Genomic DNA, 20,825 nt, shown 5'->3' on the forward strand with positions numbered 1-20,825 from the left:
CATGATGAAAATACGTTCACTCCATATTGCGAATTTCGGGAAATTTTCCAATCAAACCTTCCACTTTTCTGATGACGGTTTTCAGTTAGTTTATGGCCTGAATGAATCGGGGAAAACGACATTGAAGGCGTTTATTGAATCGATGTTATTTGGTTTTTCCAAAAGCCATATGTATAAGCCAAAGCATGGCTCATTTTATGGCGGGTCTCTTACATGTTTAGATGAGGAATTAGGTGTGATTCATATTGAAAGAACATCTGATCATGGCGGCCAAGCTCAGGTGTTGCTGCCAAATGGTGAAGTGAAAGATGAAGCGTTTCTACATGCGATGTTAAAGGGAACAGATCGCAGATTATACCAATCGATCTATTCTTTTGACGTGTTTGGTCTGCAAAATGTACAAGCATTAAATCAAGATCAAATAGGGGAATTTCTACTCTTTTCAAGTTTGTTTGGCTCAGATGCGGCATCCAAAATGGACAGCAGGCTGCTAAAACAGCAAGAGCAGCTTTTTAAACCGAATGGACGTAAGCCTGAATTAAATCAGCAGCTTGATCATGTAAAAGAGCTGTCAGGTAAGTTGAAACAGGCCAAATTGGTAGAAAGTCGTTATACCGAAAAGAAAAAAGAACAAGCTGAATTAACCGAGAAGGTAGAAATGCTTCAGCATGAAATGAGAAAGACTGAAGAAGAGATTCAGCTTTTGACTGAACATATTCGACTTTATCCTATGATAGAAAACAAGATAGAGTTAAAAAAAGATTTGGCTAGTTATCCTGAACGAGTCAAACGGTTTAGACCGGAAACCGCGCATGAACTTGATAAATTAGAATCACACCTTCACCCAAAAAAGGCGCAAGTGACGGCACTGAAACAAAAATTAGATCATTTGCAAACGTCGCTCACGCAAGTTCAGCCACTCTATGACAAGGATACGGTATTGGAGATGAAGCGAGTCATAGCTGAATCATCTGATGCTGAACTTGTGAAGAAACGCTTAGCAGAAGGGAAAACAGAGCAGAATTCTTTGAAACAAAAAATAGAAGAAGCATCAGCGAAGCTGAAGTGGCATCGTCCAATCAAGCTTGACCAGCTGGATGATTCACTTGACTTTGAGTGGGAATTAAAAGAGGCTGTGAGCCAATACGTTCGTTTAATGGATAGGAAAACGCAGCTCGATGACCGGTTTGATCATGCAAGACATGAGCTGGAAGAAGCGGAAACCGCTCTAAAAGGATTAAAGGAGCAGCCCGTTAAGCAGCAAGATGCAGAAGATGTCAGGGGCACAAGGGCTACAGTGAAACAGAATCATTCCAGAGTGTGGTTATTCCCGCTGATGTTCGTGCTATGTGCTGTCATTCTCACGGTCTTATTCGTTTTAGCAGAGAGCTGGGTGACGTTACTGTTTGCAGGATTTTCCGTTTTTGTCTTGATCGCAATTTATCCAGTGCTTAAACAGACTCAGATGAAGGAAGCAAACGACAGTAACGCCTATCATTCCTTTCAAGTTCAAACAGCTTCAGCTGAAACGCTAGTGAAGCAAAAGGAGCTTTTATACGAAAGAATGATACAGCAATATGAAGACTGGGAGCGGGAACTGGAACCTGTACAGCAACAAGTAGAAGATATGAGAAGGCAGCTGGGTTTGTCCTCAGAGCTCTCATTCCTTGTGGAAGCTTTCCATATCTTGAAACAATTAAAAGCGAATACAGCGGCATATGAGGCGCTTAACAAGGAAATAGAGATGCTCACACAGCAGCAATTGATCTACGAGCAAAGAGTTTCAGCGCTCATGAGTCTCCTTCAAAGAAAAGAAGGGACCATTCAAGAGAATATCTCAGCCTTTCAAGAGATATTGAAAGATGAGGAAAAAAGAGAAAAAGAACGTCAGACATTGCACGTATCCATTCAACATGTAGAGCAGCAGCTGACAACATTAGAAGGAGAAGTTCAATATTATGAAAAACAAACGGACGAGCTTTTTCGAAAAGTAGGAGCAGCGTCAAAAGAAGATTATCATGTCCTATCTCATCTATCCAAAGAATACCGGGAGCGGCTGTACAATTTGCAGCAGCTGAACCAAGAGCTACACAAAAGCGGTTATATAGATGAGGAAGAGGTCATTGTCCGTAAAGGTTTACGCACTCTTGAGGAGCAGTGTGCACAAGCAAAAAGACGTCTGAATGACATGCAAGAGAATGTGACGAATATGAAAAAACGCTTGGCAGAATTAGCAGTAGAAATACGCCAAATAGAAGCATCAGGTACAGTGTCTGATTTGACTCATCAGCTTGCTGTAGAGCAGGAGCAGGCAAAGCATCTAGCGAAAAAATGGGCGGCTATTCAGCTCGTGCGTTCCGTTATTCGAGAGAAACTCAATGAGCATAAAGAAACGAGGCTACCAGCACTCCTCCAAACAGCTTCCCGATTTATTCAGCCGTTAACGAATGATCGATATGAAGTGATTTTATTTTCTGCCGAAGATGACCGGCTGATTGTGAAACGGAGGGATGGACGCCTATTCCGCCCGGAGGAGCTTTCACAAGCAACATGTGAGCAAATTTATCTCTCGATTCGTTTTGCACTTGCTTTGTCCCACCAGCAAGATTGTCAGCTCCCATTTATGATGGATGACAGTTTCGTTCACTTTGATCATGTCCGTCTAGACAGGGTGCTGGAGCTGATGAGTGAGCTCACTCGTGTTGAAACACAGCTGTTTTATTTCACTTGTCATCATTATATGAAACAAGCAGCGGAAGACGGGCAGATTACGAGTTTAGTAGTGGAATGATTGACAAATTATGACTTATGTTATACTTATATGAGCAGAAACATGGAAGGAGCATTTATTGAATGGCTAAAGGGATCATGACCTATGACGTCGGCGAACAAGTTGACCTGCATTTATTAATTAAATCATCTACTAAAGGGATTGCGAGTAATGGCAAACCATTTTTAACGTTAATTCTTCAAGATCAAAGTGGAGATATTGAGGCGAAGCTATGGGATGCAAAGCAGAATGATGAACTCACATATGCTGCGCAAACCATTGTGAAGGTAGTAGGTGATATTCATCATTATCGCGGAAGGAATCAGCTGAAGCTTAGGAATATACGTCCTGTTGCTGAAAACGAGCAAATCCGCATTGATGATTTTCTAGAAACAGCTCCTATTCCAAAGCACGATATGATGGATACCATCATGCAATATATTTTTGATATGAAAAACCCTAATATTCAGCGTGTCACAAGACATTTGCTGAAGAAATATGGACAGGAATTCGCTGATTACCCAGCAGCTACGAAAAACCATCACGAGTTTGTTTCGGGTCTTGCCTATCATGTGGTATCGATGCTTCATTTAGCGAAAGCCATTGTTGATCTATACCCATCACTAGATCGAGATCTTTTATATTCAGGGATCATTCTACATGATTTAGGGAAAGTCAAAGAGCTTTCGGGTCCTGTCTCCACCACATATACAGTAGAAGGGAACTTAATTGGCCACATTTCTATTATGGTGACAGAAATTGCGAAAGCCGCAGAGGAGCTTGGCATTGATTCTGAGGAAATTCTGATTCTGCAGCATTTAGTGCTGAGTCATCATGGAAAAGGGGAGTGGGGCAGTCCTAAACCACCAATGGTGAAGGAAGCCGAAATTCTCCACTATATAGATAATTTAGATGCAAAAATGAACATGATGGATCGTGCGCTTGAGCATGTGAAGCCAGGAGAATATACAGAGCGTATTTTTGCACTAGAGAATCGTTCGTTTTATAAACCAACCTTTCACAATGAATCATCATGATAAAACGCCCGTTTGATGCGGGCGTTTTTTTTCATAACTTGTCTTCTTTTCGCATAAGCATGTAACACGAAGGAAGAGAGATTAGTCCTGAAAAAGGAGGCGAAGACAATGTTATTTTTTCCATGGTGGGTATATGCATGTATCATTGGTATTATCTTTTGTGCCTATAAATTAATGACGACAGCCAAAGAGGAGCAAGAGATTGATCAATCCTTTATTGAAAAAGAGGGAGAAATCTTTATCGAACGAATGGAGCAGGAGAGAGAGCGTAGACGTCAAGGACAGCAAATGAAACGATCCCAGGAAACGGCGAAGCATGAGGACCATTCGATTGCATAATCAATAAGAATAAAAAAACCCCTCTACAAGTTCATGTAGAGGGGTTTTTCGTTCATTATTGGTTTGGTGTTTGTTGTGTGGTTTGCTCAGATTTTTCTTTGAATGTATTTTCAAGTTCTTTATCTTTTACTTTCACATCAGCATCTTTCACCAATTTGTTTAAGATCGTTTGAATTTCGTTGTTATCTGCTTGTTTTTGATCAAGCAGTTCTTTTTTCAAGTCTGCTTTCATGTCATCGTATTTACCGCGTTCTTCGGTCTTTTTAATGATATGGTAACCAAATTGAGATTTTACTGGTTTGCTGATTTCATTTACTTTTAGTTTGAAGGCAGCTTTACTGAAGTTCTCATCCATTTGGCCATCTTTTGCGAACCAGCCTACATCGCCGCCTTGTGCTGCTGAAGCAGTGTCAGTTGAATATTCAGATACAAGGTCATCCCATTTTTCGCCTTTATCTAATTTCTTTTCTACTTCATCTGCTGTTTTCTTGTCAGCAACTAAAATGTGGCTTGCGCGGATTTTCCCTTTTAGGTCATCGTAATACGCTTTTACTTCTTTGTCAGTGATTTTGATGTTAGCTTTGGCAGCCTTTTGAGTCAGCAGCTCATATTTTACTTGATCTTTGATGTAATCTTTTCCGAATTCATCTTGAAGTTGTTTTAAACGATCTTCACCAAGTGTCTTTTTATATTCTTCCAATTTCTTATCAATTTCTTTATCTGATACTTTGTATTTGTCAGCAAGAACCTTTTGTTGAACAAGTAGGTTTAAAGCATCTCCACCTGCTTGTTTCTTAAGTGTTGTGTAAAGCTCTTCTTTTGTGACATCTCCTGATTTTGTGGTTGCGATCACTTCTTTGTCACCGCTACTGCATGCGCCAAGAGTTAAAACACTTACTGCTGTTACAGCTGCTAAAGCCATTTTTTTCATTCAAAAAACACTCCTAATCTTTCCAATTTATTTATCATTGCTTGTATCATAACATATTGTGACATGCTGTAAAAAGAAATGCAAATGGGAGGGCATTCGTCTAGTCAAATTTTTGCGACCAACATACACATATATTGATCACAAAAAGGAGGCTGAATTATATGGGAGCAGGATATTCTAATGGGTTTGCTTTATTGGTCGTGCTATTCATTTTGCTGATCATCGTTGGTGCAGCATATCTTTATTAATTAAATCGCTGTAACAGAAAGGAGCCGTCCTGCCATGCGTGCGGGCGGTTCTTTTTTAAAACGATGACAGGTGCCTAAACGTTTTAAAATTTTCTGCATACACTGAGCTTAGAACAGAGGAAGAACTGGCAGGAGGTGTTTTCACATGGGAGGAGAAGTCTTTGCTGGCGGTTTTGCACTAGTCGTCGTATTATTCATCTTATTGATCATTATCGGTGCATCTTGGATTTGCTAATAGATCATCATACACAAAAAGCTGCCATCAAACAGGCAGCTTTTGCTTTGATCTTAAATAGATATGGTAATTTCAACAAATGATGAGATCAGTAAGATCAGTATCGATACATTGATAAAGCGAAACACCTTATCTTGCCGTTCTTCAGGAATCTCTCTGACAAGGCATAATGTATTAGTAAGCCTGTTTATTGAATACACAATAAACGCGGCAAAGACGATGAAGTAAAATAAAACTATCGGAGATCCCCCCTCTCTATGCTATTCCCATACTACATTACCAAATTTTTTATGAAAAAGATAGAAGTTCGCTTTAAAAACCTCATGATGAGGAAGTTGGGTCAACTAAAATATCAAACTCGTCTTGGGCTTGATCAATGATGCATGATTTTGGCGCTTTTAGCAGTTTCCAAGCAAATAAAAAGTCAGGCAAACAATAGCCTGCATGAATACTTGCGATCATGATAAAATAGTGTGCGTACATTGGAAATGCCATTCCTAAAACAAAGTAAACAGGTGAGATGACACAAAACGGGCTGAGCAGTGAGAAAAGCATCACTCTCTTAGGCACGCGCTGCCAGCAATTTCGTTTAAATAACGTCATTTTTTTCTTATGTTTCATGACTGGGATCAAGTGAACCACGCGGTGGACAAGCAATGTCGCAAGTAAAAGCACGACAAAAAGTGGTGCATTGTGACTGCTGAGTCTCGTTTCAGGATGAGTCAGTTGAAAACATAAAAATGCCATAATGAAAAAAAATACAGTAAGACATATGGCTGAAATCATCATTCTCGTATAACCATAATCCTTTTCAAGATTAATGGTCTTCCAACAATTCATTTTTCATCCTTCCAATCTCAAAAAAACTAATTGAATATCTCAAGATAATTTACTCTTCCTGAGGATAAAAATCAATGGTTTTCAAGAAAAAAAATAAATTGTTACATTCATATGGAATAAAGAGAGGAAACTTTGGGTTTTTCAAGAAAAAAAGACATAAGAGGGAGGTTCGTCTCTTTCGTCAATGAGTAATTTCGGCTAAAATAGAGTGACTAAGAGAAAGAGGGAACGTACATGAGTATTGAGGAACGAATGAGCCAGCTCGAATATTATATGGAACTGTTACTGACGGCGACAGATATGAGCCGTTATCCATATTATGCGCTATTGATCCGGCAGCGTGTATCGAAAGAAGAGGCAAAGGACATTGAGCGTATTTGTGCTGAGCTCTCAGATGAAATGGACAAGCAAAAAGCACAAGGCTACGTCATGTTCGACGATCTCCTTGCGCTGTTTGCGGGACAGTTAATTGAAAAGTTGGATGTTCATGAGACGATTTTTGCTTTGCATGATCAAGGGCTGTTTCAGCCGTTAATGAATGAATTTATAAAGATCATTAAACAATTTGATTTGCTTTAGCCGCTTTTTCCTCTGCTGAGTCTTCAAGTTCTTCAGGCTTTTTCGTGACTTTCCCATGCTCATTCAAAAAGTCCTTCTCAATGTTTGAAAACGATTTCTCAAAAATCTCCATGAAATCCTCACCATAAATGTTTCGGATAATACACATCATTTCTAAAATTTCAGGGAACTTTCCGTAAATGTCATGAAGCGGCTGTGCGCCTTTGACAATACCAGTTCGGGCCGGGTCGTAATCTTCGAGTAGTTTATGGAATGTCTCTTCGCCTTTTGGCGTTAGTTCAATATACGTGTTGCGTTTATCGTTTAACTTTTTAGAAAATTTTAAAAATCCTCTTTCCTCTAATTTTTTAGAGAAGTTAAACGCCGTTGATACATGCATGACGCCAAACTTTGCAATTTCTGATATTGAAGCTCCTTTTAATTGATACGCAATCCACAAAATATGATGTTCATTGATATTTAGGTTATACGGTTTGATCCACTGCTGCCAGTCCTTTTCAATGGATTTCCAAAGAGCTTTGCTCAATTGGGCCATTCTTTGACTGAATAAAAGTGCTTCTTTTACATCGAAAGGCTGTTCCGAATGATTCATCCATTTCACCTACTTCTCTTTTTCTTGTAATTCTATTATGCCAATAAAATAAAGATTAATAAAGCTGAAAATTCAAGAATTTTTAAAAGTCATGAAAAACATTGACAAAATAACCTTTTTTCAACAAAAAAAGTGCGGGATACGCACCCCGCACACTTTTGTAAACGAATATTTTTTTGTGAGTATATTAGTTTTGTAAGGTTTTCTCCAGTTGTTTGAGCTTTTCCTCAATTTCCTGAATTTCCTTTTGTAAGTCCTGCTGATGAGGTTTGATTTCCTCGCGCCATTGCTGAATGGATGTTTGCAATTCAGTCCCGACCTCTTTAATGACCTCAGCACTTTCTTTTGCGGTTTCAACAATCTGCTCTTTTAAAGCTTGTCCATCTCTTTTTAATCTTGTCAGCGTATCTTCGAATTTGTCATAGCCGTCTTTCATCTTTCCGCGTACATCTCTGCCAGAAGAGGGAGTCGTCAGGAGCACTGCCGCACCTCCGAGGAGACCGCCTACAAATAATCCTGTTAATAAAGAACGTCCACTAGCCATTCCAATCACCTCTAGTCAAATTTTACACATTCGCATGTTCTCTCTGAGCTGACGAGCAGCTTCATTGAACTTCCATACATAGCTTGCTTTATTTTAGCATACTTTTGAAGAAAAGGGAGGGGAGAAGGTTGTCTGTCTTTCTGTTCGTTTTTACGTGTATGTGTGTGATTTTTGCAGGTGGTTCTATTCATTATGTAAGGCAGCTTGGGTATGCAGGGTCTTATCCGCCAAAACATGTATTAAGACAAAAAGCAATTGTGTGTGCAGCAGGTGCAGGGATTTCGCTCTCCATTTTGCTGCTTACCCTTTTTCTTTTATAGAAGCATGAAAGCATGAAAAAAACCTCTTCATCTAATGAAGAGGTTCAGTTATTCGTTAAGCGACTTCAATCATTCTTGCGCGCTTTAATATGGACTGAGCAATCGGGAAGACAAATACCATAGCTATCGTATTGATCACAGTTGCTGGCAGGACAACACCTACAAGAAGTGCTGGTAACGCAGCCGGCAGTCCAGTAATCAGTAAAGCGGCAGATAGGAAAATCACGCCCGATACGACGGTCCCAACAGCGGTGAGTACAGCGGTCAGAACGACTTTGTTCTTGATCTTCTGGCAAGATAAGAAAAGGGCTAAGAAGATAAAGGCTGTCACCGGTTTATCAATCATATTTGGAATTTGTCCGCCTGGAAAACCTGTTGTCAAAGCGGAAATGACCCCAGTGACTAGGGCGATCACAACGACATGCTGTACCTTTGGAAAAAGGATGATGCTTAAAAACATCATGACCAGCATCATATCAGGTTTCATTCCGAAAAAGATGGGCGGGAAAATCGTATGCAAAACAGCTCCCATTGCTGCAAGCAATGACATAATCACTAATTCTTTTGTTTTCATTTCTATGCTCTCCTCTGCTAAGCTCTTAGAACTCTCCAATAATATGGCTGATCATTTATTGCAAGAGTCATGACTTTATATTTCTCGTTATTATAACAAATTTATTTCACGATAGAAAAGCCTTTTTACTCATTTTCTTGCTGGAACTTTTTCATAAAGTCCGCAAGCTTTTGGCAGTCTTCTATAGAGACGGCGTTGTAAATCGAGGCTCTGCATCCGCCAACAGAACGATGGCCGGCGAGTCCAACCATTTGTTCTTGTTTTGCTTTCTCCACAAAGGATGCAGTGAGTGCATCATCACGCAGGGTAAACGTGACATTCATATGTGAACGGCTGTCAGCACGTGCATGTCCTTTGTAAAAACCGCCGCTTTGATCAATCGTATCATACAGAAGCGCTGCTTTTTGTTCATTGCGTTTTTCTGCTGCTTCTACGCCGCCCGCCTGTTTCACATGCTCCAGGACAAGGGACAGCATATAAATCGCAAAAGTCGGTGGTGTGTGATAAAGGGAATTGGCTTTGGCATGTGTTGAATATTTTAAAATTTTAGGTGTGCCGCTTTTTTCTTTCTCTAATAAACGTTTGCGCGCGATCACAATCGTGATACCAGAAGGCCCTAGATTTTTTTGTGCCCCGGCATAAATCAAATCAAATGAAGACACGTCTATTTTTTTGCTGAGAATATCACTGGACATGTCGGCAATAAGCGGGAGTGACGTGTTCGGGAACGTTTTCCACTGAGTACCGAAAATGGTATTGTTCGATGTGATGTGCAAGTAAGCACCGTCATTTAAAACGGAAGCATCTACATCTGGAATATACGAATAGTTGTCGTCTTCACTTGAGGCAAACACTGATGTTTCACCAAACCCTTTTGCTTCTGACAAGGCTTTCTCTGACCAAGCACCTGTTTGGATGAAATGAGCCGTTTCGCCTTCATGTAAGAAGTTCATCGGAATCATTGCAAATTGAAGACTTGCCCCGCCTTGTAAAAAGAGGACCTCATAATCTTCTGGAATGTCCATCAATTCTACCAAGAGTGCTTTCGCTTTATTGTGGACTTCTTCATACTCACCGCTGCGATGAGAAAGTTCCATCACAGACATCCCGGTTTGTTTAAAATCAACAAGTTCTTCCTGTGCTTTTTGAAGCACTGCTAGCGGCAGCGCCGCCGGACCAGCATTAAAATTCGTCGTTCGCTTCATCACAATCTCTCCCTATTTCTCGCGTTAATGGATCAAAAGATAAAACCATCCTATCACAAATTTGAAGCATTTGGACAAAAAATTTGAATCGTCCTAAATATCTTACGATTCAGAGGATAAGCACAGGAAAGAAGTGAAAAAAAGAAAAACCTCATCAATTAAGATGAGGTAAGGCGCGTATGGATGGCAGAAGAAATGTCTTTTAAATCCTCTGATGTATATTGATCTTGGTGAGATTTCCATACGGCACCAAAGCCGTCGCCTTTGCCATAACGTGGAATGATGTGCATATGGTAATGGAACACAGATTGCCCGGCTTTTTCACCGTTGTTGTTCAGAAGGTTTAAACCAATTGGTTCAAATTCTTGTTTGATGGCTCTAGCGATTTTTGGAATCGCTTGGAAGTAATGATTAGACACTTCTGGTGTCATGTCATAAATGTTTTCTTTATGTATTTTCGGGATTACAAGGGTATGTCCTTTTGTTACTTGGCTGATATCAAGAAAAGCCAATACATGCTCGTCTTCATATACTTTTGCACATGGAATGTCTCCATCAATGATCTTGCAAAAAATGCAGTCGCTCACGCCATGTCACTCCTCATTATTTTTCCTTTATCGTATCACAAAAAGAAGCAAAAAAGAAAACAGGACAAGCGAACTCCTTTGGTCGCTCATCCTGCTCCTGCAGAAGAAATGCTGATGCTTTCATTTGATATGCCTTTTGAATTCTCTATTTACTGAAATAAAGAATTCATATGCCTGCTATTTCTGCCGTAAACACCTCATTTGACGTTTTGGTTCGTCGTATACATATTTGTATAGGACACAAAAATCAAGAATCAGTGAAGCAAAACAGAAGCTAAGGTTTTTAGATGAAAAACCAATTTGTCATGCGGTTATTGCCTTTAACAAACACCTCATTTACGTATTGGTCATCAAGTTCATTTCTTCTACATACATTATCATGACCAGTATGCCGATGTTTTATTCATGAGTTGTCTATAGGTAAACATTTCAAATTGTCTTTCGTTTTTGGTACTATAAAGGAAAAAAGAAAGAAAGGAACGAACTGATGTCCCTTCTAACTGTAAAAGATGTAACGGGTGGATATACAAAGAATCCCGTTCTGAAAAATATTTCATTTGAATTAGAAAGAAACCAAATCGTTGGTCTCATTGGCTTAAACGGGGCGGGAAAAAGTACAACCATTCGTCATATTATTGGATTAATGAAACCTCATAAAGGGGTCATTGAGCTAAACGGACGAACCCTTCAAGAAGATCAAGAGGCGTATCGTTCACAATTTACGTTTATTCCAGAGACACCTGTCTTATATGAAGAATTAACGTTAAAAGAGCATTTAGAGCTGACAGCGATGGCTTACGGCCTTTCAAAAGAACAATTAGAAGAACGTCTGCCGTCTTTGCTGAAGGAATTCCGAATGGAGAAGCGATTGAAATGGTTCCCTGCTCATTTTTCTAAAGGGATGAAGCAAAAGGTGATGATTATGTGTGCGTTTCTTGTGGAACCAGAGTTGTATATTATCGATGAGCCGTTTTTAGGGCTTGATCCGCTTGCGATCAACGCACTATTAGAACGTATGAATGCGGCGAAACAAAACGGCGCAAGTGTTCTGATGTCAACGCATATTTTAGCCACAGCGGAACGTTATTGTGATTCCTTTATTATTTTGCATGAAGGGGAAATTAGAGCGAAAGGAACACTGACAGAACTAAGAGAGCAGTTCAACATGAGAGATGCGACACTCGATGATCTTTATTTGGAATTAACAAAGGAAGAAAGCTATGAGTAAAACAACGCAAACCATTTGGAAATCACGATTAGAAGAACACGTACAAGAAACAAGAAAATATTTAAAATATATGTTCAACGATCATCTTGTGATTGTGCTCATTTTTTTCCTTGCAGGCGGGGCGAGCTGGTACAGTAATTGGCTGAAGCATATTCCAGCTCACTTCCCATCCTATTGGGTTATGGCAGTTGTTTTCTCATTGGTAATGACTAGTTCTTACGTGCGAACGTTGATCAAAGAGGCAGATCTTGTGTTTATGCTTCCTTTGGAAGCTAAGATGGACCCTTATTTAAAACGAGCGTTTAACTTTAGCTTCATTTCTCAGTTATTTCCTTTGATTGCGGTGTCCATTATTGCACTTCCGCTATATTCGGCTGTCTCCTCAGGCGATTTGATGCTATATGTGCTCATTTTGGCGCAAATGATCTTAATAAAAGGTCTGAATACAGCGATTCAGTGGAGAATCACTTATTTTCAAGGGAAACATGTCAGATGGATTGATGCAGTGATTCGTTTTCTGCTCAATACAATGTTAATGTATACCGTTTTACAAGCAGCTTATGCCATTGCCATTGTTTTTTATCTTTTATATGCTGTCTATCTCATTTATCTAACAAATGCAGTAAAAAAACAGCCCTTTCAATGGGAATTGCATATTTCTGATGAGTTAAAACGAAAACAGCGTTTTTACCGCTTGGCAAACTTATTTACGGATGTCCCTCATTTAAAGAAACAAGTGAAAAGAAGGGCGTATATGGACTGGGTCTTGCAGTTTGTCCCTTATGAACAGCGTAAAGCTTTTTCTTATATGTATGTGAGGGCGTTTTTACGTTCAAATGACTATTTTGGTCTTGTGTTTAGGTTAACGGTCGTGTTTGTGCTCATCCTCTTGTATACAGGTGCAGCAGGCTGGGTGGGGGCATTACTTGTCTTGTTTACAGTCTTTATCACAGGTGTACAGCTTGTCCCGTTAACAAAGCATTTTGCTCATCTGTCGTTACAGGCACTTTATCCTGTGTCTCAGCAAGAAAAAGATCGAAGCTTTTTTGTTCTCGTACGAAATGTACTCATCATCCAGTCAATTGTACTGAGCTCCGCCGTTTTCCCAGCAGGTGGATGGAAGGGAAGCGGACTTGCTCTTCTCATTTCATTGGTATTTGTGCTTGTCCTATTCAAGCCTTACGTACAAAGCAGATTAAAAAAGATGAGATAAGCATTTTTTACAGCGTGTGTACGATGTCACCAAGGAGGGAACTGGGATGAATGCAGCTGAACGGGAACTGTATGAAGAGGCCATTTTTTTTCAAATGCGTTTTTTAAGAAAACCATCCAAGATCGAGCGGTTTTCAAAAGGTGTTCAGCAGCAAGTGAATCGCCGAATCCCTGCTCGATTTCATCAAGTCATCACAAGTGCGGTGAAAACAATGGTTGAATCCACCGTATCAGGAAGCCATTTTACTTCATTTACAGTCATTGATGAACAATTGTCTATTGTAGAGCGAAATGAGCTGGCAAAGGAAAAGGTGACATATTATCAAAAGGCCGCTGCGATTGAAGGAATTGGCACAGGTGCGGGTGGATTGTTTCTCGGAATGGCGGATTTCCCTCTCCTTTTGAGTATTAAAATGAAATGTCTATATGAACTTGCTTGTATATATGGATTTGATTTGTCTCAAAAAGAGGAAAGGCTCTTTTTGCTTTGTATTTTTCAACTCGCCTTTTCAAGCAGTGCACACCGTCAAAAAATGATGAAACTCATTGAAGAATGGGAAACAACCCGGGAAGAAATGGATTGGTATAGCTTTCAGCAGGAATATCGAGATTATATTGACCTTGTGAAGCTGTTTCAATTAATGCCTGTGGTCGGTGCCGCTGTTGGTGGGGTGGCAAATCATCAGCTGACAGGACAGCTTGGTGAAGTCGCACGCCATGTGTTTCACTTGAGAGTGTTGAAAGAATCGAAATAGAAAAGCCGCTGGTAGCAGCGGCTTTTTTTCATTCATTGTAGGAAAGGACGGCATGAGCGAGTACCTTTGCAGCGACAGGCATTGCGTTTTCGTTAATATCAAATTTCGGATGGTGATGTGGATACACATCTTGGCTGTTTTCTGGCATAGCGCCTGTGTAGAAGAAAGTACCAGGAACATGCTGAAGGTAGTAAGCGAAGTCTTCTCCGCCCATTTGAGTTTCGGCTTCTTTTACTTCTGTGACTCCTTCTGTCTGTTTGGCTATTTCTGCTATATATTCAGTTGGTGCAGGGTGATTTTTGACTGCAGGATAGCCTCTTACATATTCATAAGTATAAGAGGCATCGTGCATGTGGCAGACACCTTTCACCACCTGTTCAATTTCACGTTCAATGATATGGCGTGCACTCTCTTCAAAGGAACGTGCAGTACCTGTTAGCACGGCAGAATCTGCAATGACGTTAAAGGCATTTTCAGCGACAAATCCCCCTACAGATACCACCGCAGAATCAATCGGGTTGACTTTACGGGCCACGACCTGCTGAAGATTGGCTACAATTTGTGAACCGATGAGTACGGCATCTTTCGTCAGGTGCGGCTGTGCGCCATGTCCGCCTTTACCTTGCACTTGAATAGAGAAACGATCGGCGGCTGCCATAAAGTTCCCGCTTTTATAAAGAACAGTGCCGCATGGCTCTGAGGACCAAAGGTGGGTGCCGAAAATGACGTCAACACCGTCTAAACAGCCATCTTCAATCATTGGTTTCGCACCACCGGGGGCATATTCTTCAGCGTGTTGATGAATGAGGACGATTTTTCCTTTTAATTGATCTCGGTGCTCATGTAAGATCTTCGCTAAGACGAGAAGTGTTGCTGTGTGGCCATCGTGACCGCATGCGTGCATGACGCCAGGTTTTGTTGAACGGTAAGGTACATCCTTTTCATCATGAATGGGAAGTGCATCAAAATCAGCTCTCAGTGCAATGGTCGGTCCAGGGGAAGCTCCTTCAATAAAAGCGAGTACACCATGTCCGCCTACATGTGTGCGTGTTGGGATATGTAATCTGTCATAATATTGAGCGATGTAAGCAGCGGTTTCCTCTTCCTGAAAAGAAAGTTCTGGATTCATATGGAGATGGCGTCTAATTTCAACCATTTCCTCATAATGTTCATCAAGACGTTCATTGATCCTTTTGTGTAAAGTGGATACTGTCATTGATCCGAAAACCTCCTTTAGGCTCTTTTACTGATTGTATGGTAATTGTTAGAATCTTTCAACAGAAGAGGATGTCGAGAATGACAGAAAAGGTCATTTTACATAAAAGTCGAAGGTTAAGTATGAAGCTTGAAAAGGGGGAGTGGCATTGGGAAGCTGTCCAAATTGTTCAAAAGCATTTTCTTTCGTCGAAAAATTTCATTTATCGCATACGAGAATGATGCTTTGTCCAAGCTGCCGGCATCAAATCAAAGAAACGTTCGTTTCGAAGATGAGCTTTTTGATGATTTGTTTGATTCCACTGTTGGTACTACTTATTCAGATGAAAGGTGCTTCACCTATGCTCAAATGGCCAATCTTATTAGGGTGGATCTTGCTGAATTTTTATGTACTTCAGCCAATCATTCATCGGTACGAGCTTAGAGATAAGCGTTGAAAGCCCAGCAGAAGGGCTTTTTTTTATGAAAAAAAGAAGTGCGAAGAGCAGCACTTCCCAGCGTGTAGACAAACCCTCGCATTCGTTGTCAGTCCTGCGCTTCGGTGCTCACGAATGTCAATTCGCTCCGCGCCAGTACTCGTCCTTCCTAGGGCTGCAAAGGTTTTCTATCACGCTGAAAAGAAGACAAAGGGCTAAAATCAAGTTCATTTTAGCCCTTTGTCAACAATCTGAGAAGTGCGAAAAGCAGCACTTCCTTAATGGTCTATGACGGCATGATAGGATGTCAGATAGGCAGGACGAGAGAAGATGGAGCCAGTATCCTCGTGCGGCTGAAAGAATGCTTCTGACTCTTGAAAGTCTTGAAATAAGTCTTCAGATTCCCAAAGGGTCAATATCAAGTACACTTCTTCATCCTTTTTTGGTCTTAACACACGAAGCGCCTGAAAGCCGCGCTGGTGCTCTGACATGTTTGTTTTTTTCTGAAAGGTGGATTCAAAAAGTGCTCTGCTTTCGAGCTTTACAGGGATATGATTCAGCGTGACAAAGCCAGATTGGACGAGCTCACCTTTTGTATAAATCACATCATAGGCATGGGGTGCTTTAAAGACTGTCTCACCCTCCGTTTCATGAAAAAGAGCCGCTTGTTCCTTACCGACCGTATAAAGCAGATTTTCAAGATGATGTTTTTTTGCGATTTTTTGCAAAAAGTCTGCTGTTCCATATGTAATATAGAAATTCATCTAAACCGCCTCCTGCTTGATAGTATAACAAAAGAATGATATATAATTCTTTGGTAGTCAATCCATAAAACATATTATGAAGCAATACATCCCATACTATCCGTATAAAGGAATGAGGTGACCTAATTTGAAGAAAAAGAAGATAATCATTCCATTAGTCATTGCAGGAAGTACAATCGTGCTTTCATTTATTGGCTATCTGACCATTTTATTTTTAGGACATTATGTCATAGATGAGAAGAAGCTCGTTTTTCACGCTTCCTCGAAAATCATTGATCAGAATGGAAAAGAACTCACAAGCATGTATTCAGAAAATCGGGACCCTGTGTCATTAAAAGAGGTCCCAGATAAAGTGGCGAAAGCTTTTGTTGCTGTAGAGGACAAGCGCTTTTATGAGCACCACGGAATTGATGCACAATCGATTTCAAGGGCGGTTTATCGAGATATATTAGCAGGTGGAAAGGTAGAAGGCGGCAGTACCATCACCCAGCAGCTCGCCAAAAATATCTTTCTCACAAATGATAAAACGTTTCTTCGAAAAACAAAAGAAGTCATTATTGCGATCAATTTAGAAAGAGATTATTCAAAGGACAAGCTGCTTGAAATGTATTTGAATCAGCTTTACTTTGGTCATGGCGTCTATGGGATCCAAGCAGCGGCCAATTACTATTTTAGTAAAGATGTAAAAGATCTCACTGTCAGTGAAGGAGCTACACTTGCTGCCATGCCAAAGGCACCTTCAACGTATTCCCCTGTTCTACACCCAGATAAAAATAAACAAAGACGGGATACCATCCTGAATTTAATGAATGAACAAGGATATTTGTCTTCTACAGAAACAGTTGAAGCAAAAGGAAGAACACTTGGTATTCATTTAAAAAAGAAATCAGAAACCCCTTGGGTGGACAGTTATGTAGATCTCATGATTAAAGAAGCAGAATCACAGTATTCGATTTCGCATGAACAATTGCTTCAAGGCGGCTATACCATTACGGTACCAATCGATATGAATTTGCAAAAAGTTGCCTATGATGCGATGAAAAACAATCGTTATTTCCCGGGAAAAAGCGGGTCACCTGAAGGAAGCGCTGTGTTTATTGACAACGCATCTGGTGGTGTAAAAGCAGCAATAGGCGGACGAGAATATCAGGCAAGAGGCTATAACAGAGTCACAGCTGTTAGACAGCCTGGTTCTGTCTTTAAGCCGATCGCAGTATATGGTCCAGCGATGCAGGAGAAAAAATTCAGACCGTATTCACTGCTTGAGGACAAGGAAAAAAGCTATGACGGCTATTCTCCAAAGAACTACGATGGACAGTACGAGGGCAGGGTCACGATGGTAGAGGCTCTCATGAAAAGTAAAAATACATCTGCCGTATGGACGTTAAGCCAGCTTGGCATCGATACGTCTAAATCCTATCTTGAGAAAATGGGGATGGATATTTCGGATAAAGGACTTGCCATAGCGCTTGGTGGTCTAGAAAAAGGGGTTTCTCCATTGCAGATAGCTGGAGCATTTCATACATTTGCAAATGAAGGCGTCTATAAAAAGCCGTTCTTCATTCAGAAAATCACGAATGATGATGGAGAAACCGTTGAAAAAAATCGAAACAAAGAAGAACGAGTGTTTAGCGTACAAAATGCTTGGAATATGACAAGAATGCTTCAACAAGTCGTCAAAGGCGGAACCGCTCAGAGCGGATCATACGCTGGAGATTTGGCTGGTAAAACAGGTACAACTACGTATTCCGGTGTCAAAGGGGCAACGAAAGATGCTTGGTTTGCTGGCTACACGCCTAGTACAACAGGGGCAATCTGGATGGGGTATGACAAAACGGATAACAGTCATTATTTAACTGGCGGCAGTCAGTATCCAGTGCAGTTAATGAAAGATATTTTAACGACAGCCCAAATAACCAATGAAACATTCCAAAAACCAGAGGGAATTAAAGAACTTCAATCGCCAATCCATTTAGAAGGACTGTCAGGCTTTGAAGCACGTTATGCATTTAAAATCAAAGGGCTCTTTACATTGGAGCTGTCATGGGATGAACAGGAAGACAAACGCGTTGAATATCGTATTTATGAAAAGAGAAATGGAAGCGAGACCCTGATCGACTCAGTAACAGGAACAAACAGCTACACAATGCCGTATGCAAATGTGTTTTCAGATGCGCAGTATAAGGTTGTTCCATACAATACTCAAACACAAGAAGAAGGCGAAGGCAGTGCTTATATCAAGCCAGAGGCTTTTGGACGTTAATATTCGGCGATTTTTTGAACATTGAGCCGCTTTAGTATACCGAGCCTTGAAAAAGCGGTATAGTAAAAGCAGTGTTTGAGCCTTATACAAAGAGAGTGTGAGGCGAAAGGTGGAATGAAAGGTAATGGGAAAAACGAAGGCTTTTAATGACACGTTCTTAAAGGCGTGCAAAGGGGAAAAAACAGACCATGTACCGGTTTGGTATATGAGACAGGCAGGACGCTCGCAGCCTGAATATCGTGCCCTTAAAGAAAAATACGGGCTATTTGAAATTACGCATCAGCCAGAGCTATGTGCTTACGTAACAAGACTTCCTGTAGAACAATATGGTGTAGATGCCGCTATTTTATATAAAGATATTATGACTCCGCTTCCAGCTATTGGAGTGGATGTTGAAATTAAAAATGGAATTGGACCAGTGATTGACTCGCCTATTCGGACAAAGGCAGATATCCAGCGTCTTGGAGAGCTTCATCCTGAAGAAGACCTGCCGTATGTGCTTGATACGATCAAGCTGTTAACAGAGGAGCAGTTGAATGTTCCGCTGATTGGTTTCGCAGGTGCACCTTTTACGATGGCAAGCTATATGATTGAAGGCGGTCCATCTAAAAATTATCATAGAACAAAGGCGCTCATGTACAGTGAGCCAGAGACATGGATGCTTTTGATGAATAAATTAGCCGATATGACGATCACATACATACGCGCTCAGGTAAAAGCAGGCGTCCGAGCATTTCAAATCTTCGACTCTTGGGTTGGCGCTTTAAATGCAGCAGATTACCGGACCTTCATTAAGCCTGTCATGCAGCGTATTTTCACAGAGCTGAAGTCTGAAAACGTACCAATGATTATGTATGGTGTCGGTGCTAGCCATCTGGCCAAAGATTGGCATGACTTGCCGCTTGATGTCGTTGGACTGGATTGGCGTATGAGTATAGACGAAGCGCGAAAAGAAGGCTTAACAAAAACGTTACAAGGAAACCTTGATCCAACGATTTTACTTTCTCCTTGGGAAGTGATTGAAGAAAGAGCAGCAGCGATTTTAGATCAAGGGATGAAATCAGATCAATTCATCTTTAACTTAGGTCACGGGGTATTTCCTGATGTCTCACCAGACACGTTAAAGAAGCTGACAGATTTTATTCACGATTATTCAGCTAAACATAAAAAGACATCCATCTAAATGATTTCAAATGATCTGAAGGAGTGTTGGTTGTGGAGAAAAAGAAAATGGGGCTACTTGTCATGGCATATGGCACCCCATATAAAGAAGAAGACATTGAACGTTACTATACACATATCCGTAGAGGCAGAAAGCCAGAGCCGGAGATGCTGCAAGATTTAAAGGACCGCTACAAGGCAATTGGCGGCATTTCTCCTTTATCAAAAATTACAGAACAGCAGGCAAATGGTTTGTGTGAACATTTGAATGAGATCCAAGACGAGATTGAATTTCATGTATACATTGGGTTAAAACATATTGAGCCTTTCATTGAAGATGCAGTCGCTGACATGCACCGAGATGGCATCACAGAAGCGGTGAGTATTGTCCTTGCACCGCACTTCTCCACATTTAGTGTGAAATCGTATAACAAACGTGCACAAGATGAAGCAGAAAAGCTTGGCCATCTGAACATTACTTCTGTTGAAAGCTGGTACGATGAACCGAAGTTTGTGGACTATTGGGTGAAACAAGTGAAAGAGACGTATGCATCCATGAGTCAGGAAGAAAGAGATTCAGCAGTGCTGATTGTGTCTGCACACAGTCTTCCTGAAAAAATTATTGCAGCAGGAGACCCATACCCTGATCAGCTTGCACAATCTGCAAAAATGATTGCTGAAGGTGCAGGAATTAAGCATTATGAAATTGGCTGGCAAAGTGAAGGCAATACGCCTGATCCATGGCTTGGACCAGATGTACAGGATCTCACGCGTGACCTATTTGAGCAAAAAGGCTATAAAACATTTGTATACGTGCCTGTTGGATTTGTCGCTGATCACCTTGAAGTGTTATACGACAATGATTATGAATGTAAAGTCGTCACGGATGAAATTGGTGCAGCCTACTATCGTCCAGAAATGCCAAATGCGAAACCAGCATTTATTGATGCACTGACAGCAGTCGTATTAAAGAAGCTTAATGAAAGCAAGTAATCATATAAAAGAAGGCG

The 20,825-nt window shown here is 40.7% G+C and carries 24 protein-coding genes; 14 read left to right on the forward strand and 10 right to left on the reverse strand.

The genetic code is table 11. The annotated features are described in order from the left end of the window. The first annotated feature begins 4 nt into the window (after positions 1-4). From NST24_RS05080 to NST24_RS05090, 3 genes are all read left to right on the forward strand, one after another. Entirely contained in the window at positions 5-2,791 is a 2,787-nt protein-coding gene (locus NST24_RS05080; protein WP_342462409.1) for an AAA family ATPase, read from the forward strand. Positions 2,792-2,853: 62 nt separating this feature from the next. After that, complete coding sequence (gene yhaM / locus NST24_RS05085) at positions 2,854-3,807, forward strand: 3'-5' exoribonuclease YhaM (protein WP_081114753.1); 954 nt, start codon at positions 2,854-2,856, stop codon at positions 3,805-3,807. Positions 3,808-3,915: 108 nt separating this feature from the next. Next, positions 3,916-4,146, forward strand: coding sequence for a sporulation YhaL family protein (locus tag NST24_RS05090; protein ID WP_017360318.1), 231 nt, complete (start codon positions 3,916-3,918; stop codon positions 4,144-4,146). Positions 4,147-4,201: 55 nt separating this feature from the next. Here NST24_RS05090 and NST24_RS05095 read toward each other — a convergent pair whose 3' ends face one another. Next, a complete protein-coding gene (locus NST24_RS05095; protein ID WP_008348897.1) occupies positions 4,202-5,077 on the reverse strand; it encodes a peptidylprolyl isomerase in 876 nt (291 codons plus the stop codon). 161 nt (positions 5,078-5,238) lie between these two features. Between NST24_RS05095 and NST24_RS05100 the strand changes: the two genes are divergently transcribed. Both NST24_RS05100 and NST24_RS05105 read left to right on the forward strand, forming a co-directional pair. Beyond that, positions 5,239-5,325 (forward strand): YjcZ family sporulation protein, encoded by an 87-nt coding sequence (locus NST24_RS05100; protein WP_008361129.1) that lies wholly within the window; start codon positions 5,239-5,241, stop codon positions 5,323-5,325. 145 nt (positions 5,326-5,470) lie between these two features. Next, positions 5,471-5,560, forward strand: coding sequence for a YjcZ family sporulation protein (locus NST24_RS05105; protein ID WP_017360317.1), 90 nt, complete (start codon positions 5,471-5,473; stop codon positions 5,558-5,560). Between the two features lie 53 nt (positions 5,561-5,613). On the opposite strand, the gene NST24_RS05110 is transcribed toward NST24_RS05105, so the two are convergent. Next, a complete protein-coding gene (locus tag NST24_RS05110) occupies positions 5,614-5,799 on the reverse strand; it encodes a hypothetical protein (RefSeq protein ID WP_072368131.1) in 186 nt (61 codons plus the stop codon). A gap of 82 nt (positions 5,800-5,881) precedes the next feature. Then, positions 5,882-6,400, reverse strand: a complete 519-nt coding sequence (locus NST24_RS05115; protein WP_007497155.1) for a DUF3267 domain-containing protein — start codon at positions 6,398-6,400, stop codon at positions 5,882-5,884. A 234-nt stretch (positions 6,401-6,634) separates the two neighbouring features. On the opposite strand from NST24_RS05115, the gene NST24_RS05120 reads away from it, so the two are divergent. Beyond that, positions 6,635-6,979 (forward strand): YhaI family protein, encoded by a 345-nt coding sequence (locus NST24_RS05120; protein WP_007497157.1) that lies wholly within the window; start codon positions 6,635-6,637, stop codon positions 6,977-6,979. Here the strand turns inward: NST24_RS05120 and NST24_RS05125 are convergent. Both NST24_RS05125 and NST24_RS05130 read right to left on the reverse strand, forming a co-directional pair. Further along, on the reverse strand, positions 6,957-7,571 hold the full coding sequence (locus tag NST24_RS05125) for an HTH-type transcriptional regulator Hpr (protein ID WP_342462410.1): 615 nt from the start codon (positions 7,569-7,571) through the stop codon (positions 6,957-6,959). The genes NST24_RS05120 and NST24_RS05125 overlap by 23 nt on opposite strands. A gap of 187 nt (positions 7,572-7,758) precedes the next feature. Further along, the gene (locus NST24_RS05130) at positions 7,759-8,115 is read right to left on the reverse strand and encodes a YtxH domain-containing protein (RefSeq protein WP_007497160.1); all 357 of its coding nucleotides are present in this window, start codon (positions 8,113-8,115) and stop codon (positions 7,759-7,761) included. A 128-nt stretch (positions 8,116-8,243) separates the two neighbouring features. Here NST24_RS05130 and NST24_RS05135 point away from each other — a divergent pair, with 128 nt between their 5' ends. Beyond that, positions 8,244-8,435 carry a hypothetical protein gene (locus NST24_RS05135; protein WP_008348888.1) on the forward strand — a complete coding sequence of 64 codons (192 nt, stop codon included), beginning with the start codon at positions 8,244-8,246 and terminating at the stop codon, positions 8,433-8,435. A 55-nt stretch (positions 8,436-8,490) separates the two neighbouring features. On the opposite strand, the gene NST24_RS05140 is transcribed toward NST24_RS05135, so the two are convergent. The 3 genes from NST24_RS05140 to NST24_RS05150 form a co-directional block, all read right to left on the reverse strand. Then, positions 8,491-9,009 (reverse strand): tryptophan transporter, encoded by a 519-nt coding sequence (locus NST24_RS05140; RefSeq protein WP_008348886.1) that lies wholly within the window; start codon positions 9,007-9,009, stop codon positions 8,491-8,493. 125 nt (positions 9,010-9,134) lie between these two features. After that, complete coding sequence (gene serC / locus NST24_RS05145; RefSeq protein ID WP_342462411.1) at positions 9,135-10,214, reverse strand: 3-phosphoserine/phosphohydroxythreonine transaminase; 1,080 nt, start codon at positions 10,212-10,214, stop codon at positions 9,135-9,137. 158 nt (positions 10,215-10,372) lie between these two features. Further along, the gene (locus NST24_RS05150) at positions 10,373-10,801 is read right to left on the reverse strand and encodes an HIT family protein (RefSeq protein WP_008348883.1); all 429 of its coding nucleotides are present in this window, start codon (positions 10,799-10,801) and stop codon (positions 10,373-10,375) included. Positions 10,802-11,288: 487 nt separating this feature from the next. Between NST24_RS05150 and NST24_RS05155 the strand changes: the two genes are divergently transcribed. The 3 genes from NST24_RS05155 to NST24_RS05165 are packed head-to-tail and all read left to right on the forward strand — an operon-like array spanning position 11,289 to position 13,996. Then, entirely contained in the window at positions 11,289-12,029 is a 741-nt protein-coding gene (locus NST24_RS05155) for an ABC transporter ATP-binding protein (protein WP_008348877.1), read from the forward strand. Continuing rightward, positions 12,022-13,242, forward strand: coding sequence for an ABC transporter permease (locus NST24_RS05160; RefSeq protein ID WP_342462412.1), 1,221 nt, complete (start codon positions 12,022-12,024; stop codon positions 13,240-13,242). Before NST24_RS05155 ends, NST24_RS05160 begins: the two co-directional genes overlap by 8 nt. 46 nt (positions 13,243-13,288) lie before the next feature. Then, positions 13,289-13,996 (forward strand): EcsC family protein, encoded by a 708-nt coding sequence (locus NST24_RS05165; protein ID WP_024719995.1) that lies wholly within the window; start codon positions 13,289-13,291, stop codon positions 13,994-13,996. A gap of 28 nt (positions 13,997-14,024) precedes the next feature. Here the strand turns inward: NST24_RS05165 and NST24_RS05170 are convergent, their stop codons facing one another. Then, positions 14,025-15,212, reverse strand: coding sequence for a M20 family metallopeptidase (locus tag NST24_RS05170; RefSeq protein WP_342462413.1), 1,188 nt, complete (start codon positions 15,210-15,212; stop codon positions 14,025-14,027). 148 nt (positions 15,213-15,360) lie between these two features. On the opposite strand from NST24_RS05170, the gene NST24_RS05175 reads away from it, so the two are divergent. Continuing rightward, positions 15,361-15,648 carry a hypothetical protein gene (locus NST24_RS05175; protein WP_223255613.1) on the forward strand — a complete coding sequence of 96 codons (288 nt, stop codon included), beginning with the start codon at positions 15,361-15,363 and terminating at the stop codon, positions 15,646-15,648. A gap of 257 nt (positions 15,649-15,905) precedes the next feature. Here NST24_RS05175 and NST24_RS05180 read toward each other — a convergent pair whose 3' ends face one another. Then, a complete protein-coding gene (locus NST24_RS05180; RefSeq protein ID WP_007497177.1) occupies positions 15,906-16,391 on the reverse strand; it encodes an antibiotic biosynthesis monooxygenase in 486 nt (161 codons plus the stop codon). Between the two features lie 127 nt (positions 16,392-16,518). Here NST24_RS05180 and NST24_RS05185 point away from each other — a divergent pair, with 127 nt between their 5' ends. The 3 genes from NST24_RS05185 (at position 16,519) to hemH (ending at position 20,808) form a co-directional block, all read left to right on the forward strand. Then, positions 16,519-18,654 carry a transglycosylase domain-containing protein gene (locus tag NST24_RS05185; protein ID WP_017360307.1) on the forward strand — a complete coding sequence of 712 codons (2,136 nt, stop codon included), beginning with the start codon at positions 16,519-16,521 and terminating at the stop codon, positions 18,652-18,654. A gap of 124 nt (positions 18,655-18,778) precedes the next feature. Then, complete coding sequence (gene hemE, locus NST24_RS05190; RefSeq protein WP_073415410.1) at positions 18,779-19,837, forward strand: uroporphyrinogen decarboxylase; 1,059 nt, start codon at positions 18,779-18,781, stop codon at positions 19,835-19,837. 32 nt (positions 19,838-19,869) lie between these two features. Then, positions 19,870-20,808, forward strand: a complete 939-nt coding sequence (hemH, locus tag NST24_RS05195; protein WP_342462414.1) for a ferrochelatase — start codon at positions 19,870-19,872, stop codon at positions 20,806-20,808. Positions 20,809-20,825 lie beyond the last annotated feature (17 nt).

This window comes from Bacillus sp. FSL R5-0286 (assembly GCF_038593245.1).
Taxonomy (GTDB): Bacteria; Bacillota; Bacilli; order Bacillales; family Bacillaceae; genus Bacillus; species Bacillus altitudinis.